18 protein-coding genes are annotated in these 17,445 nt (G+C 36.6%); 7 read left to right on the plus strand and 11 right to left on the minus strand.

The features are described 5' to 3' along the window. Nucleotides 1-141 precede the first annotated feature (141 nt). Nucleotides 142-1,761 carry an SWIM zinc finger family protein gene (locus ACZDYH_RS20535; protein ID WP_016123792.1) on the plus strand — a complete coding sequence of 540 codons (1,620 nt, stop codon included), beginning with the start codon at nt 142-144 and terminating at the stop codon, nt 1,759-1,761. After that, a complete protein-coding gene (locus ACZDYH_RS20540; protein WP_000610115.1) occupies nt 1,745-4,501 on the plus strand; it encodes a DEAD/DEAH box helicase in 2,757 nt (918 codons plus the stop codon). Before ACZDYH_RS20535 ends, ACZDYH_RS20540 begins: the two co-directional genes overlap by 17 nt. 215 nt (nt 4,502-4,716) lie before the next feature. Here ACZDYH_RS20540 and ACZDYH_RS20545 read toward each other — a convergent pair whose 3' ends face one another. Next, nucleotides 4,717-5,202 (minus strand): VanZ family protein, encoded by a 486-nt coding sequence (locus ACZDYH_RS20545; protein WP_001080709.1) that lies wholly within the window; start codon nt 5,200-5,202, stop codon nt 4,717-4,719. 111 nt (nt 5,203-5,313) lie between these two features. On the opposite strand from ACZDYH_RS20545, the gene ACZDYH_RS20550 reads away from it, so the two are divergent. Then, a complete protein-coding gene (locus tag ACZDYH_RS20550) occupies nt 5,314-5,538 on the plus strand; it encodes a DUF1659 domain-containing protein (protein WP_000963861.1) in 225 nt (74 codons plus the stop codon). Between the two features lie 116 nt (nt 5,539-5,654). Continuing rightward, on the plus strand, nt 5,655-5,870 hold the full coding sequence (locus ACZDYH_RS20555) for a DUF2922 domain-containing protein (protein WP_088859674.1): 216 nt from the start codon (nt 5,655-5,657) through the stop codon (nt 5,868-5,870). A gap of 21 nt (nt 5,871-5,891) precedes the next feature. Here ACZDYH_RS20555 and ACZDYH_RS20560 read toward each other — a convergent pair whose 3' ends face one another. Further along, nucleotides 5,892-6,290, minus strand: a complete 399-nt coding sequence (locus tag ACZDYH_RS20560; protein ID WP_000731405.1) for a DUF4359 domain-containing protein — start codon at nt 6,288-6,290, stop codon at nt 5,892-5,894. A gap of 190 nt (nt 6,291-6,480) precedes the next feature. Between ACZDYH_RS20560 and ACZDYH_RS20565 the strand changes: the two genes are divergently transcribed. Further along, a complete protein-coding gene (locus ACZDYH_RS20565) occupies nt 6,481-6,957 on the plus strand; it encodes a competence protein ComK (RefSeq protein ID WP_000368312.1) in 477 nt (158 codons plus the stop codon). A gap of 59 nt (nt 6,958-7,016) precedes the next feature. Here ACZDYH_RS20565 and ACZDYH_RS20570 read toward each other — a convergent pair whose 3' ends face one another. From ACZDYH_RS20570 to ACZDYH_RS20590, 5 genes are all read right to left on the minus strand, one after another. After that, nucleotides 7,017-7,487, minus strand: coding sequence for a sigma-70 family RNA polymerase sigma factor (locus ACZDYH_RS20570; RefSeq protein WP_063538118.1), 471 nt, complete (start codon nt 7,485-7,487; stop codon nt 7,017-7,019). Nucleotides 7,488-7,705: 218 nt separating this feature from the next. Continuing rightward, nucleotides 7,706-8,374 (minus strand): YknW family membrane protein, encoded by a 669-nt coding sequence (gene yknW, locus ACZDYH_RS20575; RefSeq protein ID WP_088859676.1) that lies wholly within the window; start codon nt 8,372-8,374, stop codon nt 7,706-7,708. Between the two features lie 113 nt (nt 8,375-8,487). Next, nucleotides 8,488-9,690, minus strand: coding sequence for an ABC transporter permease (locus tag ACZDYH_RS20580; protein ID WP_061113496.1), 1,203 nt, complete (start codon nt 9,688-9,690; stop codon nt 8,488-8,490). Then, nucleotides 9,687-10,367 (minus strand): ABC transporter ATP-binding protein, encoded by a 681-nt coding sequence (locus tag ACZDYH_RS20585; protein ID WP_000631604.1) that lies wholly within the window; start codon nt 10,365-10,367, stop codon nt 9,687-9,689. Before ACZDYH_RS20585 ends, ACZDYH_RS20580 begins: the two co-directional genes overlap by 4 nt. Then, nucleotides 10,364-11,557, minus strand: coding sequence for an efflux RND transporter periplasmic adaptor subunit (locus ACZDYH_RS20590; protein ID WP_000937326.1), 1,194 nt, complete (start codon nt 11,555-11,557; stop codon nt 10,364-10,366). The genes ACZDYH_RS20585 and ACZDYH_RS20590 overlap by 4 nt, the downstream gene beginning before the upstream one ends. A 407-nt stretch (nt 11,558-11,964) precedes the next feature. On the opposite strand from ACZDYH_RS20590, the gene ACZDYH_RS20595 reads away from it, so the two are divergent. Together ACZDYH_RS20595 and ACZDYH_RS20600 are read left to right on the plus strand one after the other, a co-directional pair. Next, nucleotides 11,965-12,156 (plus strand): helix-turn-helix transcriptional regulator, encoded by a 192-nt coding sequence (locus tag ACZDYH_RS20595; protein WP_001067016.1) that lies wholly within the window; start codon nt 11,965-11,967, stop codon nt 12,154-12,156. Continuing rightward, nucleotides 12,157-12,669 (plus strand): DUF3278 domain-containing protein, encoded by a 513-nt coding sequence (locus tag ACZDYH_RS20600; protein ID WP_000975596.1) that lies wholly within the window; start codon nt 12,157-12,159, stop codon nt 12,667-12,669. Between the two features lie 104 nt (nt 12,670-12,773). Here ACZDYH_RS20600 and pgtP read toward each other — a convergent pair whose 3' ends face one another. The 4 genes from pgtP to ACZDYH_RS20620 form a co-directional block, all read right to left on the minus strand. Then, nucleotides 12,774-14,108, minus strand: coding sequence for an MFS transporter (gene pgtP / locus ACZDYH_RS20605; protein ID WP_000477601.1), 1,335 nt, complete (start codon nt 14,106-14,108; stop codon nt 12,774-12,776). Nucleotides 14,109-14,127: 19 nt separating this feature from the next. Further along, nucleotides 14,128-15,162: an ABC transporter substrate-binding protein gene (locus ACZDYH_RS20610; RefSeq protein ID WP_001225641.1), complete on the minus strand. Its 1,035-nt coding sequence runs from the start codon at nt 15,160-15,162 to the stop codon at nt 14,128-14,130. Further along, nucleotides 15,159-15,941 carry a DUF3919 family protein gene (locus ACZDYH_RS20615; RefSeq protein WP_000826616.1) on the minus strand — a complete coding sequence of 261 codons (783 nt, stop codon included), beginning with the start codon at nt 15,939-15,941 and terminating at the stop codon, nt 15,159-15,161. Before ACZDYH_RS20615 ends, ACZDYH_RS20610 begins: the two co-directional genes overlap by 4 nt. Nucleotides 15,942-16,007: 66 nt before the next feature. Then, entirely contained in the window at nt 16,008-17,438 is a 1,431-nt protein-coding gene (locus ACZDYH_RS20620) for a HAMP domain-containing sensor histidine kinase (protein ID WP_074553771.1), read from the minus strand. Between the last annotated feature and the right edge of the window lie 7 nt (nt 17,439-17,445).

The following is a 17,445-nucleotide window of genomic DNA, read 5'->3' on the forward strand; positions in this document are numbered from 1 at the left end:
ACATATATATTCATATATGAAATTAACATTTTATATATTACCATGATTTTCAAGTTATGTAATCCAAATTTCATTTTTTCTGTTTTGAGCATTTTTTGTTTATAATGGTAAAGGAAAGAAATATGTGTACGGAGGAATATTATGCTGCAACACTCAATTACGAAAGATGAAATTATGATGATTGCGAATGAGTTCGTTCAAGGACTAGATCCACAGCAAACAGCTGATCAGGAACATGTCGCTACAGCTCGGCACCTATATCGTAGTGGTGTTGTCTACAACGTTGACTTTGATGGTTATACACTATCAGGAACTGTAGATGCGGAAGGCAACGTATATAGCGTTCATATTCCGATTCGTAATGTCGCTGAAAGTTATTGTGATTGCTTCGCACCAACACAATGTGAGCATATGCTCGCTGTATTACTATCTGCAGCGTCTAGTTTCGGGCAAGTAGGAGATGTATTAACTTTATTTAAAAATAATACGAAACCTTCCCTTCCTCCTATTCGAACTGCAAGACAAGTATTGCAATCATCAGCTTTTGAAGAAACGGATTATAAAAGTTGGGAATCATATTTTGAAAAAGAATATGAATCATTTAAAAAAGAACAAGCTCGCCTTACTTATAAACAAATGTATTTTCTTATGAGTATCTTTACAGATTTCTATACGAAGCTTGAGCGGAAAGCTCCGCGCGTCATCGCCATACATGAATTATTCAGGTTACATGCAGCACTTTACTGCTTTCAAAAATTATTAGAAGAAATCCAGGCATTCGAAGCAAACAAAACGTATTCTTATCACCAACCTGTTAATGTCGTTCGCCTATTTGTAGACAAAGTGGAATCCATCGTTCGGGACTTACAATCAGAAGCGATTCCTTCAGAGTCTGAAATAATTTTGCAAGAAACAGCTCGTCTTGTTCATGAAGTATTCTTCTCTACCGACGCTTATACACAAGAGCGATTTTTCATTTATCGCCACATATGGAGTGAACTTTTAAACAATAAAGAGAAAATACAAGAGGAAGAAAAACGAATCGATACGAAAATCAATCCACTATCTAAAGCATTAGCGTCTTCTCACCTTCTCTTTTTAAATGAAGAAGATCTACTAGCGATGGACTTACTAAAAAAACAGCCTGCTTCTGTTGTGAGTCTATACTTCTATTGGTTAGAAGAACTATTAAGTGCCATGCAGTGGGATCGTGCAAAAAACTGGCTTTCCTTTACGTATAAACAAGTAAAGAAAACGCTCCAAGATCACGAAAATACGATTTTTATAAAAGATATCGTTCGGCTATTTGTAATCATGTATGAAACATACGCAACACATACAAATGAACAAGCTGGTTTTGAAATGATTTTACAAGAACTATTACCGTATAGTTTCACAAACTATGAACAGTACGTACTCGCGAAAAAACAGTATCACACATGGGCAGAGCTTCATCTCTTATATGGGTTTGAAGCAATTGAACTGTTAAAAGAACCACTGAAAGATATTGAGAAAGAAGCACCAGAAGCAGCACTTCCTCTTTATCATCTTGCTGCTGTAGAAGCAATTGAAGAACGAAATCGTAAATCATATAGACGCGCAGTTCGTTACTTAAAGAAATTACGTACATTATATAAACGATTAAAACGCACCGATGAATGGGATGCTTTCATTATTCACATCGCCAATCTCCATTCACGTCTGCGTGCACTACAAGAGGAATTACGGAAAGGAAAATTAATCGATGATCAATCAAACTGAAGTAACAATTAGGCTCCAGCATGTTAGTCAAGGTTGGTTCCTTTGGGGAGAAGATGACAGCGGTACTCCATTATCCGTAACAAGTTGGAAACGAAATGCATTCACATGGCACTCCACTTCTTTCTACGGTACGTTTCTAAAAGAAGCAACCTTCGAAGGAAAACAAGGTGTGCTACTAACAAATGCACAAGCCTTTGAATACATTGCAAACAAACCAATGAATTCCTTTGCACATATTCAACTGAACGGCCCTATTACAGCACTTACAAAAGATGCAAATGAATTATGGGATGCCTTTACGAGTGGTAGCTTCGTACCAGATATGGAGCACTGGCCCAAACAACCATCTTGGAAAGTTCAAAATACGCCAATTGAAGATGACACATTAGCATCTCTTTTCTCAGCAGCAGTTAATGAAAGCATATTACAAGATAATCGCTCAAATGACGGCTGGGAAGATGCTAAAAGACTATATGAACATTACGACTTTACGAAAAGACAATTGGAAACAGCACTACATGAAGAAGATTGGCTTCGAAAAATTGGTTATATTGAAGATGATCTTCCGTTTACAATCGGACTAAGACTGCAAGAACCACAAGAAGAATTTGAAATGTGGAAGCTTGAAACAATCGTGACACCAAAGCGCGGGGCGCATCGCATATATGTATACGAAAACATCGATTCCTTACCGAAAAGATGGCACGATTACGAAGAACGTATTACAGAAACACAAGAAGGTTTTAGTAAGCTCATACCGTGGTTAAAAGAAGGAGATACGTTCCGAAATGAGCTCTTTGAAAGCGAAGCGTGGAACTTCTTAACAGAAGCAAGCAATGAATTACTTGCAGCCGGCATTACAATTTTACTACCATCATGGTGGCAAAATTTAAAAGCAACAAAACCGAAATTACGTGTCCAGCTGAAGCAAAATACAGTACAAACACAATCGTTCTTCGGTATGAATACGCTCGTTAATTTTGACTGGCGAATTTCGACGAACGGCATTGATTTATCAGAAAGCGAGTTTTTTGAACTCGTTGAACAAAACAAACGTCTATTTAATATAAACGGTCAATGGATGCGACTAGATCCAGCCTTTATCGAAGAAGTAAGGAAACTCATGAACCGTGCCGATAAATACGGACTAGAGATGAAAGATGTTTTGCAACAACATTTATCAAATACGGCTGAAACAGAAATTGTAGAAGATGATAGTCCGTTTACTGATATTGAAATCGAACTAGATGGATATTATGAGGAACTATTCCAAAAGCTACTTCATATTGGAGATATTCCAAAAGTAGATGTCCCTACTTCACTAAATGCAACACTTCGTCCGTATCAACAACACGGCATTGAATGGCTATTATATTTACGAAAGCTTGGATTTGGAGCATTGCTAGCTGACGATATGGGACTCGGGAAAAGTATTCAAACAATCTCTTACTTACTATATATAAAAGAAAACAATCTCAAAACAGGCCCTGCATTAATCGTAGCGCCGACATCTGTTCTTGGAAATTGGCAAAAAGAATTTGAGCGTTTCGCACCGAATTTACGTGTTCAATTACATTACGGAAGTAATAGAGATAAAGGCAATTCATTTGAAGATTTCCTTCAATCGGCAGATGTTGTATTAACATCTTATGCATTGGCTCAGCTCGATGAGGAAGAACTAACTTCATTATGCTGGGATGCTGTTATTTTGGATGAAGCACAAAATATTAAGAACCCACATACGAAACAGTCGAAAGCAGTACGAAACTTACAAGCAAATCACAAAATCGCTTTAACTGGTACGCCGATGGAAAATCGCCTTGCTGAACTTTGGTCCATTTTCGACTTTATTAATCATGGATATCTCGGAAGCTTAGGGCAATTCCAACGTCGCTTCGTCACACCGATTGAAAAAGATCGTGATGAAGGAAAAATCCAGCAAGTTCAACGGTTTATCTCACCATTTTTACTGCGCCGAACGAAGAAAGATCAAACAGTCGCATTAAATTTACCAGATAAACAAGAACAAAAAGCTTACTGTCCTCTTACTGGTGAACAAGCTTCCTTATATGAACAACTTGTTCAAGATACACTGCAAAATGTCGAAGGATTAAGTGGAATTGAAAGACGCGGCTTTATATTACTTATGCTGAACAAGCTAAAACAAATTTGTAATCATCCAGCTCTTTATTTAAAAGAAGAAGAGCCACAAAATGTCGTTGAACGCTCTATGAAAACAAAAACGTTAATGGAGCTCATCGAAAATATAAAAGATCAAAATGAAAGTTGCCTCATCTTCACTCAATACATCGGCATGGGGAACATGCTAAAACGTGTGCTAGAAGAAAAATTCGGCCAGCGTGTCCTCTTCTTAAACGGTAGTGTGCCGAAAAAAGATCGCGACAAGATGATTGAGGAGTTCCAAAACGGAACGTATGACATTTTCATCTTATCCTTAAAAGCTGGCGGAACAGGATTAAACTTAACCGCTGCCAACCATGTCATTCACTACGACCGTTGGTGGAATCCAGCTGTGGAAAATCAAGCAACAGACCGCGCATATCGCATTGGTCAAAAACGATTTGTTCATGTTCACAAACTTATTACAACAGGAACATTAGAAGAAAAAATTGATGAAATGCTAGAAAGAAAACAATCTCTAAACAATGCGGTCATCACAAGCGATAGCTGGATGACTGAACTATCAACAGACGAACTAAAAGAATTACTTGGTGTATAAAGTGAAACTTTAATCAGTGGGGGTTTTGTTCATCCCCACTGATTATTAGTTGAACCAATCGGGCTTTTACGGGCAGTTGATCACCTCCCTAACTCCTTTGCTTTCGCTGAATTTTGAGGTGGGGGTCTTACTGACCGTTAATGCGGGATAAAGTGAAACTTTAATCAGTGGAGGTTTTACTCCCCGCAAAAAAAAGCGCTAATCTCGAAATGAGATTAGCGCTTTTTTCTATTCCAAAACCAATTACTTATTATAATCCCCGTTAACCCGCCGCACGTATCAAGCAATGAATCTTGCCACATTGGTGTACGGTCCCCCGTATACCATTGGTGAATCTCATCAAATGTTGCATAACCCGCAACGAAAAGAAGGGCATATATAAAACATCTTTTCCTCGAATAACCTGATCGATGAAAAGCGTAATAAATCAATGAACCTAGCATAAAGAACACCATAAAATGAGCACCTTTACGAAGGAAAAACTCAATAAATCCGCCTACACCTTTATTCGCAATACTAACAGGGGTTCCTCCACCATAATCGATAGATACCCATGAAAAATGCTCTTTCACAAATTCAACATTTACATATTGTTCAATATCTGAACGCATATCCTGCTTTTTATATGGTTGTGCCGAAGAATAGAAAATCAGCCCCATCCATAGTAATACAGGAATCCAAAATAACCATTTACGATTCATTATCCAGAATTCTCCTCTCTTAATCTTTTAAGGGTACCAAAAAAAAGAAAAAATTTCACGCCAAAACATGACATTTGTACCCTATTTATAAAGTGAAAGGAGGTGATACACATGGCAATTGAAACAATCGTAATGGATTTAACTTTACGTCTTGTCTTAAACAACGGATTAGATAAGAACGGAAAAACAGTTTTCAAGAGCAAACAATTTAAACGTGTTAAAACAAATGCGAGCTTAGATCAAGTACACAATGTAGCTCATGCTCTAGCTTCCTTACAAGCATCACCACTTCACGCTGTACAACTTGTAAGCACATCAGATCTTTCTAAACTATAAAGTAAAACTCGGATCAGTGGGGATTTTATTCATCCCCGCTGATTATTAGACCGCAATTTAACCGGCAGACCCGAATCCCATAAATAGCTTGATAAATACAAAGGAGGGAATAACACATGCAAGTACTAGAGTTGATTTTCGCAAAAGAAGATGGAAAAACAGTCGTTTTTTCTATCGATACGCCCATCACACCAATCGATGCACAAGTCGTAAATCAAGTAATGGATACAATCCTCGCCTCATCTGTATTTTCATCCATTGATGAAAATACACGAAAAAAGGGAGCTCGCCTTTTAGAAAAAAATGTATCTGAAGTTCCAATTACTCTATAAAATGAAAAAGACGAATCTGCATCATTTTGCAGATTCGTCTTTTTTCTTCGGCATTTCAATCGGAATAAAAATCTTTGAGAAACCGACGCATACGTACTTATAATGTTCTTCACCTATATCAAACTCAGTCGTATATGTTGAGAAGAATATATAATCATTTCGCTTCGTATAATGATCAATTAATAACCCAACTTGTGGCTCAACATACTTTTTCGCTAACTTTTTACCGGCCGATGCCAAGTCGCCAAGGAGACCCTCTTCATTCTCTTTTTGAACTTCATCTAGCTTCTTACTCACATCATTACGCTTCATAAACTGCTTCGCTGCCCATTCTGTATATTCGCCCTTACTCGGATTACTGTTTGCTAAATATACTAGGAGAACGACAACTAAAGCCATAATAATATACTTTTTCTTCATACTATATCACCGCCTACTCTTTTCTATTTTCATATATATGTACAAGCGATGCAAATTAGAAAGACTATCACCTATTGATTGTAAACGAATAGCCAAAATTTACAATATGAAATAGAATATTAACAGTAAATTTACTTAATTTATATATAATTATATTCGGAATGAAAATTATAAGGGAGGATATAGAATTATGGATAATGAAAACAACATTTTTATTTCTAGTTCTACAATGATGCTTGAACCATGTAAACACCCTTATTACCGCACAAAAATTATCGACAGTAGCGGGAACCATCTTTACTCCTGTCAAACTGCTCTCCAACTTATACAGAAATCTTGTCTAACAAATATTCATTCTACTTATCAAGGGAGACGTAATGCCGTAAAAACAAAATTTAAATTCAAACAAAACGTTCCAATTCCGATCAATCATAGAGAATATATTTGTGCTTTCCCAACAGAATCTCCTGCTTCTCCAAATTGCATTTGGCTTTTCTTCAAACATGTTCATACAATAGAGTTTTTCAAAAAAGCTAAACGAGCTAAAATTCATTTTTCAAATGGAGCTACCGTAACGATACAAATTAGTCCCCATAAGTTAAGCCAGCAATTATGGAAAGCTGGATATGTATTATCCCAAATGAACATGCAAGATTCATCACCTTAATAATAAATGGAATGGAAGGTAGTATTTCCTTACCTTACCTTCCATTCTATTTTCTATTTTTATCCTTTTACACTATCTCGCATTTTCTCGAGTGCTTGCCGATACATCCATCTTACTTGATAATATGTCATTTCCGTCTCTAAAGCGATTTCTCCCATCGTCTTCCCTACAAAAAAACGTTCAAAAATAATATACTTCTCCTTCTCATCTAACACGCTCATAAAATCCTTCACTCTTATTTCAACGTCCTCAAAATGAAAGATATCCTCATACTCTCCTACACATACACATCTCTCCTGCACTGCGAACTCTTTCTTCAATCTCTCTAATATATAACCTCGCACCGTTACAACTGCATATGCAGGGAAATACCCCTTCTTTTCATTAAATCTTTCATACGCATGCCAAAGACCGATTAAACCACATTGATAATACTCTTCATAATCTTTACGAATACCTAATTTCTTTATTTGATTTACAATCATCCCTTCATACAAAACAACTGCCTCTTTAAAAGTCGCTGGCTTCACACAGTACCCGTTTCTAAAAGGTATACCTTTCTAGTATTCCGCGGTACCTTCACAATATAAAAATAAAGAAAAGATTTCACTGTGAGTAATTTCAAATACTACCGACGGAATTTGAAATTACACTAGATAGTATTTGAAATTTTGTTGGTGGTATTTGAAATAGGGGTAAAAATAAAAAAGGTGACTCTTGGAAGAGCCACCTTTTCTATCTTATTTCCTTATTGGAACATACCTTGTAAAGCTCCGATTCCAAGAGTTAAAACAAAGAAAACAATAGTAATAATTGTTGCCTGCTTTTTAGTCAAACCTGCTGTAATTTGAAGACCTAGCCATGTAACTGCATATCCCCAAATTGTAAACACTTCAAATTTACTTACAATGCCTTTTACAACACCACTACTTGAAGCAAAAATTGGCTCTAGGCCAGTGTACATTTCTTGACCTGATCCACCTAAAATATATGCTAAAATCGTATTTATTAATAAACCTAGTAATGAAATAACACTTGAATATACAGTAATCGCTAATAACTTTTTAAAAGAAGTATCATTGCTTATAAATACCATTAACACTTTATACACCACAGCACTAAGTAGAAAGACAAATGCCATACTAATAGAAATTATCCCAAATCCCATACCATATGTCATTGCAGCTGAAACAGTAACACCTAATTCCTTATTAAGCTTAATTGCTTCAGGTGTTAGAGAATATACATAAGCAGCAAATCCCCCAACAAGCCCAGCTATTAAAACAAGTAGCCAAAATGCACCCCAAACTGCATTACTCGTCTTCATTCTCTCAAACTGCTCACTTGGAGAAGTAATCATTCCTAATAATGATGGCTTCTTCGCACCTACATCTTGCGTATTAATATTAGCTTCCATTATAACGCCTCCTTCTATTTATATAACCCGTTCTAACGGGCGGTTCACTTCCTCATATAGAGGCTACGAACCGCCCACTAGAACGGTAATGTGTAGTTCTACTACACTATTAATTACTCATAACGTAATGCTTCAATTGGATCTAATTTCGCAGCTTTATTTGCTGGAATTAATCCGAAAATAATACCGAGTGTCATCGAGAACAGTACGCCTCCAACGACAACTTCCCATGAAACGAGTGGTGGCCATTTTGCGAATGTAGAAACGATATATGCTCCGCCATACCCAAGGCCAATTCCGATCAAACCACCTAGAAGTGTTAACATAACGGCTTCAATTAAAAACTGTAATAAAATTTTACTACGCGTTGCTCCAAGCGCTTTACGTATCCCAATTTCGCGCGTACGCTCCGTTACAGATACAAGCATGATATTCATAACACCAATACCACCAACGACTAATGAAATACCAGCGATACCACCGATAATCATCGTCATGATGCTAGTTACTTTAGAAACATTTTCTTGGAGTTCTTTTAAATTCACCAGTTCATATTTACCTGGGATTTCACTTGGCTTACGACTATTTAATACATCAACAGCTCGTTTCCCTGCTGCTTCTAAATTGTCTACATTTTTAGCTTGAATGGCGATATTTTGAATATCATCTGTTCCGTATAAAACAGGCCATAATGTAAGAGGGATTAACGCTTCTTCCATTTCAAATCCCATAAACTCATTATCAGATGTATACACACCAATAATTTGCATTGGCTGTCCCTTCATCTCAATAATTTGTCCAACTGGGTTTACATCCTTAAATAACGTCTCCTCTGTTTTTGTACTAATCATCACAACGTTATTTGCATGAGAAATATCTGATTCGTTTAAAGTACGTCCCTTTACGACCTTTACTTTATTAACCGCAAAATATTCATTATCAAGACCAATAACATTCAGCCTTGCTTTTTTATCATTTACATCAAGTGTCTCTGTCGTCGAATTTGTTGTAATAACGTGTGAAACATCTTTCACTTGTTTTACTTCCAAAATATCCTCTTCCGTTAACTTCGGTATCTCAAATCCACCTATAGCAAATTCATCATTAATATCTGCTTTAAATTGAATTGGCATAAGGTTATTACCACCAGAACCCGCGAATTTCGACTTCAGCATCGCTTCCCCGCCTTGCCCAATTGCAACGACAGTAATAATCGAACCTACCCCAATAATAATACCGAGCATCGTAAGAGCTGAACGCAGTTTATGAGCTAAAATAGAAGACAGGGCAATTTTTATACTATCTAGTAAACTCATACCGCACACCTTCTATCTTCTGTAACTTTCCCGTCTCGCAGTACAATTCGGCGGGAAGAATACGCTGCTACTTCCTCTTCATGCGTAACCATAACAATTGTCGTACCTTCTGCATTAAGCTTCGTGAAAATATTCATAACTTGCTCACCAGACTTCGTATCAAGTGCACCAGTCGGTTCATCGGCCATAATGAACGTTGGATTATTCGCAATCGCTCTTGCAATCGCTACACGCTGCTTCTGTCCACCTGATAACTCATTTGGTAAATGATGCACGCGATCTGCCAATCCAACTTTACCTAACGCCTCCAAAGCACGCTTGCGACGCTCCGCTTTCTTCACGCCACCATATACGAGCGGAAGCTCAACATTTTCCACTGCGGAAAGACGAGGTAGTAAATTAAAATGCTGGAATACAAAGCCAATATATTCATTACGAATTAAAGCAAGCTTTGACTCGTCTGCTGTTAAGATATTCACGTCATTCAGCATATATTCACCTTCTGTTGGACGATCTAAACAACCGATAATATTCATAAGCGTCGACTTACCAGAACCAGAAGGTCCCATAATCGAAACGAACTCACCGCTCTGAATCGTTAAACTAATACCGTGTAAAATCGGCACTGCCAATTTTCCTTGATAATACGTTTTAGCAATATGATTTAACGTAATCATTTCTCTTTCACTTCCATTCCGTCATACACATCGTCGGAAGGATTTTTAACCACCTTTTGCCCCACTGTTACGCCTTCTACAACCTCTGTCCAATCTCCATCAGTAGAACCTTTTTTCACATTTTGTTTACGAAGCTTCCCTTTATCCTCAACATAAACAAATGCATCATCGCCTTTTGCTACAATGCTCTTACTTGGGACAGCAATCATCTTCTTATTCTCTAAGTTTACTTGCAATGAAACATGATAACCTGGAGATAAACCATCTTGACTATCAAGACTTGCTTTATATGTATACTGAGACATATTTTGAGTTGCTTCACCCATGCCGCCAGCTTGCGCCATCTCTGCACTTGTTGGGAACTCACTTACCTCTGTAATCTTACCTGTCCACTTCTTCTTATTATTTGCTTTTGCAGTTACAGTGAATGTTTGATCCTTTTGGATTTGTGACTTTTGAAGCTCAGTTAACGTACCTTGAACTTGGAATGGATCTTTAGAAGCTACTTGTAAAAACGCTTTTCCTTGACCACCTAACGCTTGAGATGAACTTTGTGCCGCATCTTTATCTAACTTTTGAACAACACCAGCAAAATTGCTATAAATCGTAAGTTCTTTCTGCTTCTTACTTAACTCTTCTTTCTGCAACTTTCCTTTTTCTTTCTCAAGGTCAATTGTTTTTTGTCCTATCTCTAACTCGTTTACTTGCTCTTCCATCGGATCTGTTACTTCTTTCCCAGCTCCGCTATCTTTCGCCTTCTTAATTTCTTTCTTTAACGAATCAATCTTCTTTTTTCCTTGATCATAACGCATATCCGCCATCTTCTGATCAAGCTCAGCTTGCTTCATTTGAAGATTAATCTCTTCATTGTCATAAGAGAATAACTTCGTACCTTTTTCTACCTCTTGCCCTTCTTTTACCTCAATATCTTTCACTTTTCCTTTGGCCGGATCTGCATAAAAACTTTCAATATTACCAGGCTTTACCTGACCAGAAATTAACTTCGTATTATTCAGCTTACGCTCTGTCACTTTCTCAAAACTTACAGCATCAGCATTTGTTGATGCACCCTTCTTCTTACCTTGCATAACAAAAATATTAATTGCCGCTACAATAACAATTAGTGCAATAACCCCAATAATAATCCATTTCTTCTTCTTGTTTGGAGTACGAACCGTATTTGGTAACATATTACCGCTCCTTTTTTATAACTTAATAGTTTAATATAAAAATTGTATAAAACTTTCTGAAAACAAAATACATATTATTACAATCTTTTTACAAAGTTTTACACATCCATTTATATTGTAACAAAAATTCCAATGATTAGAAATATGACATTATATCTTTTAAGATAGATTTAAGGAAAGGAAAAAGGATAATTTAAATTGAATTTTCAAGTACTTTTTATATGAATGTAAGCCATCTTTTATTAATAAACTTCTTACCAAGATAAATTATTAAAATCATTTTCCTAATTGTACTACTATCATTTTTGTCATATATATTTGACATTTCGTTTATTCAATTATAAAATGTCACATATAAATGACATTTCGGTACACGAGGTCTACAACCATAAATGGGAGGGTTATATTTGAATAACGTTAAACAATATCGAAAATCTGAAGGGCTATCGCAGCTAGAGTTAGCTAAAAAAGTTAACGTGGCGAGACAGACAATAAATTTAATTGAAAATAATAAATATAACCCTTCTTTAGCCTTATGTATCGAATTAGCAAAAGCACTAAAAACAGATTTAAACAGTCTATTTTGGGAGGGAGATTAAATGATGAAAATTGAATGGAAAGAAAGAGTTTATAATAGTTTTGTTGGAACACTGAGTGAGAGAGATGAATATCAAAAACAAGAAATCAATAAAGAATTATCTGTAGCTGGAATTGGTTTATGGTGGCTAAATATGTTGGTAATGCTTATTATGTTACTTGTCGATACTATGAACCACACAATATCTATAGGAACAATATTCATTTTTCTATCTAATATGATTTACGCTAATTATTTAGTCTTTAAATTCAAGAAAAAAGGTTTAAGTGATACTGAATGTGCAACAAAAGAAGAATATTTACAACACAAGAAAAAATTAAGAAAAGCTGGCTTAAAAGCAGGTGTGCTTTGGGGCTTTCAAATGTTTGTTTTTATGAATTATATCCTTCCCTATGTAGGTTCAGAAGAAATCTCTATTTCTTTATTTGATGTTATGCTTTGGGGCTGCGCCGGCGGATTTTTCGGTACAACCATGTATCTATTTGGTTTATGGAATCTAAAAAAATTATATTAAGTAACAAAAGTCTTTTACATATTAAACTGCAATTTTACATACTGTTTGTTTTTTCTAATATAAAAGCTATCCAATCACAATTGGATAGCTTTTCAAACAAAATATTACGCCGCTTTAGGATCTTTTCTCTCATGTCCACGTTGAACAATAAATAAGAAGATTGTTGATAAAACCGCTCCTGTTAATAGTAAGATGAAACAACCATCCCAGCCAGAACTATCAACAATAACACCAATTGCTGCGTTAGCTACAAGACTTCCGCCTACATAACCGAATAGACCACACATACCAACTGTCGTACCTACTGCAAATTTCGGTACTAATTCCATCGCACTTAAACCGATTAAGAACTGTGGTACATAAATTAAACAACCGATAATAGAAACTGCAATACTTACAACAAGTACGCTAGTTGCTTGCCAATATATAAACGTACCAATAACAACTCCAACCATACTAATAATACATAATGGCATACGTTTTCCTTTAAATAATTTATCACTTAAAAAACCAACGATTAATGAACTTGGAATTGCCATACCTTCAAAGATTGCATATGCCGCATGCGCTTCTGCTTTTGAAAATCCTTTAACTGTCGTTAAATAAAGTGGAACCCAGTTAATAACACCGAAACGAATTAAATAAACAAAAGCATTCGCAATACATAAGAACCATACAAATTTATTTTTCACTACATACTTCATTAAAATTTCTTTTGGTGACATCTTGTTAGCATTATCTGCTTTTTCAAGATTTTCATAGTCATTACGATACTCATCAATTGGAGGAAGACCTTCAGATTCTGGTGTATCCTTCGCATTGATCCAAACAAGTACTGCAATTACCATTGCGATAATCGCAGGGAAAATAAACACGCCGCCTTGCCAATGATTTTCACCGAAAATACCTACACCAATTCCGACAAGTGGTGGCACAAGCATTCCACCAACGTTATGTGAAATATTCCAAAGACCTGTTTTCGTACCACGTTCTTTCTTCGAGAACCATTTCGTCATAACAATACTACAAGGTGGTGCTCCCATACCTTGTACAATACCGTTAACAACAAGTAATGTAACAATCATCCCAAATGATGATGCAAAGCCGAAACAAATATTTACAAGCCCTGATAAGAATAAACCGACTGCGATAAAGCGCTGGGCGAAAGCTTTATCTGATAAATTCCCCATAAAGAACTTACTAAATCCATAAACAATTGCCATTACTGAACCTAGTAGACCAATTTCAGCTGTGCTAAAACCATATTCTTGTACTAAATACGTACTTGATAACGTAAAGTTACTACGAACTAAATAATAAGCAGCATATCCAACTGAAATCCCGATTAACACACGAATACGTAGTAATCGATATACACGGTCGATCATATCCGCTGGCAATCTTTCAATTGCAGGTGCTGGCTTGAGCCATTTAAACATATATTTCCGTCTCCTTTTCTCACTTCAGAGAGAGACGCTGTCTATTCCATATCTCGATTATTCCGCTATTTGATATATTTTGGTTCGTCCTTCTAACCGGCTGTCCTTCTATTTCTTTCTCATTCTTCGCAAACATCGTTGGTACGCCAAACGACACTTTTTCTAAAATATGCCCCGCTTCTTCTGATAAACAATAATCAATAAATAAATCCGCAATAATACCACTCGGTGCACGTTTTAGTTTAGAAATCGCATTAACAGATAACCCTGTTTGCTCAGGTTCGTTACTTAAAATCGGAAAACCTTGTTTTTGAAGCATTCTCTGATCTCCCATAAAGTTGATGCCTATCATATATTCACCGCTCGCAACAAGTTCTGCTGGGATGTAACCATTCACTGTTACTTCTCCAACTTGTTCCGCCAGATTCTTCACATATTCCTTCGCTTCCTCTTCACCTAACGTATCAATAAGTGATTGAAAAAACGTATATGCTGTACCTGAAACATTTGGATCGGGCATGACAATCTTTCCTTTATATACTGGATTCAATAAATCTTTCCATCTTAACGGATACGAGAGACCGAGCGGCGCTATTTCCTCGTTCCACCGCTCTTTATTAATCGCAATTGCCAGCTTCTCCACTTCATAACCGTACCAATAACCATCTTTATCTTTAACAGTTTTTGAAATACGATTTGCATGTTGGCTTATCACAGGAATAGAAAGATTTTTTTGCTTCATCATTTGATGCGCATCTACTGTACCGCCAATAATAATATCCGCCTTCGGATTTCCGGCTTCTTCTTCCACTCTACGAAGAAGTTCTTCTGTTGAAAGACGAATAAATTCATACGTACATCCGCGCGGCTTACAAAATGATGATAGTAACGCTTCACCAACTTCCTCACGAGCCGCTACATACGCAACAATATGACGATCATCCAAAATAGGGAGACCATTTTTACTATATTTAATAGAGGTTGTATCTCGAGAGCAACTAGACATCGCTCCTCCAATTACTAGCAAAAAGAAGAAAAAGGCTATCTTTCTCATGACGCATTCTCCTTTACGAATAACTCTGCTAGAGAGCTTTTCATATACATGACATTTCCGTTATTATCACCGAGATATTGCACAACAAAGTACGATGGATACACAGAAATCGTAAGAATATCTTCACGATCATTCTTTACACGCTTACCTGTTTTATAAGCTGTAATATAAGCAATCGGTTCATTCTGCGATTGTAATAACTTCTGAATTTCTCCGTAATCTGTAATTTGCTTTGCGTATCGAATAGAATCAAGTATGTGCGTAAGATTGATAGTACGTACCACATCACCTTGACGTACTACGATATCCTTTGCTGAAGCAAAGAAATCACTAATACGCTCTGGTGTGTAATACAGGCTTAATAAATACGTTTGAAGTGCTGAAATCATCGGATCCATGCCATTCTTTCCGTATACATTTTCCCCATACTGGAACAAGTCACCTACTGCAAAAGTACGCTTATGTCCATTCAAGTACGTTACTTCTCCAGTAAATACTTGTTCTTGGCTCTTAACGCCCTCAGGCTCTATTCGAATTCGGTCAAAGAATGAAACAATCGTATGCAAACGAACTTCATCCGTTACAACAATTTCTCCCCACTTTTCATGTCTTACTTTCACTTCAATTGGAAGAGATTCATTCACCCTTTGTAAAACGGCTTGTTTATCATTTACAATGTTAATTCGATTATAGATTTGCTTCTCCATAACATAAAACAAAACAAGAGAAACAATCATACAAATGACAAACATAAGAATTTGAAATGATAGCCTTTTCATTTCTGCCTACCTCCAAGATAAAAAAACGTTGTTTCGAAAATACCGCATAATTGTTTCATAAATGTATCATTTAACCGCTTTCAAGTTTTTTATGTCTTCCATCCTTCTCGGAAGCAAAAATGTAATGAATATTGTAGTACCTATTTCTTCACTACTCTCAATCCGCATGCTTCCGCCCTGCTTATTCATAATCTCCTGACAAATATACAAACCATAACCATTCCCGTAACTAGAAGGAAGTGCCTTTCCTTTCGGAGATTCATTCCACTCTGCAAGCACCACTTCATCTATACCGATCCCATCATCATGAACAAAAACCTTCGCCTCATGCTCATTTACAATTATATTCATACGAATGTGAGAAGCATCACTATACTTAATTGCATTATCAAGCACATTTAAGAAAATTTGCTTCGTCTTATCAAAATCCGCAACAACATGTACATCTGTTAACTCATTTATCACTTCAATTTCAAACTGATTTAGACGAGGCTTCACAATTGAAACTGCTTCCTCTGCCAATGCCTTTATGTTCACAACTGTAGGAGACACTTCAAACGTACTCGTTCCATATTTCGAGGACTTAAGTAATTCCTCTACAAGTGATAATAAACGCTCACTTTCCACAGCCACATAACGAAGACTTTCCTGTACATCTTCTTTCGATTGTAACTTCGGAATTAAATCAACATAACCGATAATTGCCGTTAGCGGTGTTTTTAGCTCATGCGTAATGCGGTCTAGGAAATCTTTCTGCTTCTCCTTCTCCTCCTGCAATTGCTTAATATGCAGTTCAATTCCATCGGCCATCGCGTTAAAAGATGCTGAAAGCTGAGCGATTTCTACGTACTCATTTAACTCAATCTTACTCTTATAATCACCATTCGCGAGCCTCTGTGCCATTTGTCTCAACTGATCAATCGGTTTATGAAGAGACTTCGCCAAACGAATCGCAAAGAAAATACCGGTAGCTACTAAACAAAGGGACGTCATTAAGAACGTCCAGCTCACATTTGTTAAAACTTCCTTCTCACCCGTTAACTCATTTATAAAACGAATACTTCCAATGACATCGTTTCCATAATACACCGGGCTTGAAAACAAAAGAATGGGAGCGGGATCCGCCTCTTCGAAAACATAAGACTTCTTCCCCTTCAAAGAACTCTCAATGTCGATGTTACGGTGAAGCAATGCTCCTTTTTGTGTATCTGCAACAACATCGCCATTCTTCCCGATCATCTGCACACGGACATCCATACGCTTCGCTAAATACGACGCAATTAAAAGTGAATTCGGACCAAGCGTATCCACTTCTGCTTCCTTCTCTAAATAATTCATCGTATAAATTTGTGCTTCTACACTTAACTTTTCTAAAGAATCTGCTGCATTATGATACATATTCTTTTCTAACGTAATATAAACAACTGCATATAAAAGAACAAAAATCGGAATTAACAGCCCAACTATTCCAAACACCATATTTCGCTTTAAAGACATACCATCA

It is taken from the genome of Bacillus sp. EB V-12 (genome assembly GCF_056158125.1).

Bases quoted from the DNA above. Each gene is read 5' to 3' on its own strand.
- ACZDYH_RS20535 (WP_016123792.1), top strand. From the start codon at position 142: ATGCTGCAACACTCAATTACGAAAGATGAAATTATGATGATTGCGAAT.
- ACZDYH_RS20540 (WP_000610115.1), top strand. From the start codon at position 1,745: ATGATCAATCAAACTGAAGTAACAATTAGGCTCCAGCATGTTAGTCAA.
- ACZDYH_RS20545 (WP_001080709.1), bottom strand. From the start codon at position 5,202: ATGAATCGTAAATGGTTATTTTGGATTCCTGTATTACTATGGATGGGG.
- ACZDYH_RS20550 (WP_000963861.1), top strand. From the start codon at position 5,314: ATGGCAATTGAAACAATCGTAATGGATTTAACTTTACGTCTTGTCTTA.
- ACZDYH_RS20555 (WP_088859674.1), top strand. From the start codon at position 5,655: ATGCAAGTACTAGAGTTGATTTTCGCAAAAGAAGATGGAAAAACAGTC.
- ACZDYH_RS20560 (WP_000731405.1), bottom strand. From the start codon at position 6,290: ATGAAGAAAAAGTATATTATTATGGCTTTAGTTGTCGTTCTCCTAGTA.
- ACZDYH_RS20565 (WP_000368312.1), top strand. From the start codon at position 6,481: ATGGATAATGAAAACAACATTTTTATTTCTAGTTCTACAATGATGCTT.
- yknW (WP_088859676.1), bottom strand. From the start codon at position 8,374: ATGGAAGCTAATATTAATACGCAAGATGTAGGTGCGAAGAAGCCATCA.
- ACZDYH_RS20580 (WP_061113496.1), bottom strand. From the start codon at position 9,690: ATGAGTTTACTAGATAGTATAAAAATTGCCCTGTCTTCTATTTTAGCT.
- ACZDYH_RS20585 (WP_000631604.1), bottom strand. From the start codon at position 10,367: ATGATTACGTTAAATCATATTGCTAAAACGTATTATCAAGGAAAATTG.
- ACZDYH_RS20590 (WP_000937326.1), bottom strand. From the start codon at position 11,557: ATGTTACCAAATACGGTTCGTACTCCAAACAAGAAGAAGAAATGGATT.
- ACZDYH_RS20600 (WP_000975596.1), top strand. From the start codon at position 12,157: ATGATGAAAATTGAATGGAAAGAAAGAGTTTATAATAGTTTTGTTGGA.
- pgtP (WP_000477601.1), bottom strand. From the start codon at position 14,108: ATGTTTAAATGGCTCAAGCCAGCACCTGCAATTGAAAGATTGCCAGCG.
- ACZDYH_RS20610 (WP_001225641.1), bottom strand. From the start codon at position 15,162: ATGAGAAAGATAGCCTTTTTCTTCTTTTTGCTAGTAATTGGAGGAGCG.
- ACZDYH_RS20615 (WP_000826616.1), bottom strand. From the start codon at position 15,941: ATGAAAAGGCTATCATTTCAAATTCTTATGTTTGTCATTTGTATGATT.
- ACZDYH_RS20620 (WP_074553771.1), bottom strand. From the start codon at position 17,438: ATGTCTTTAAAGCGAAATATGGTGTTTGGAATAGTTGGGCTGTTAATT.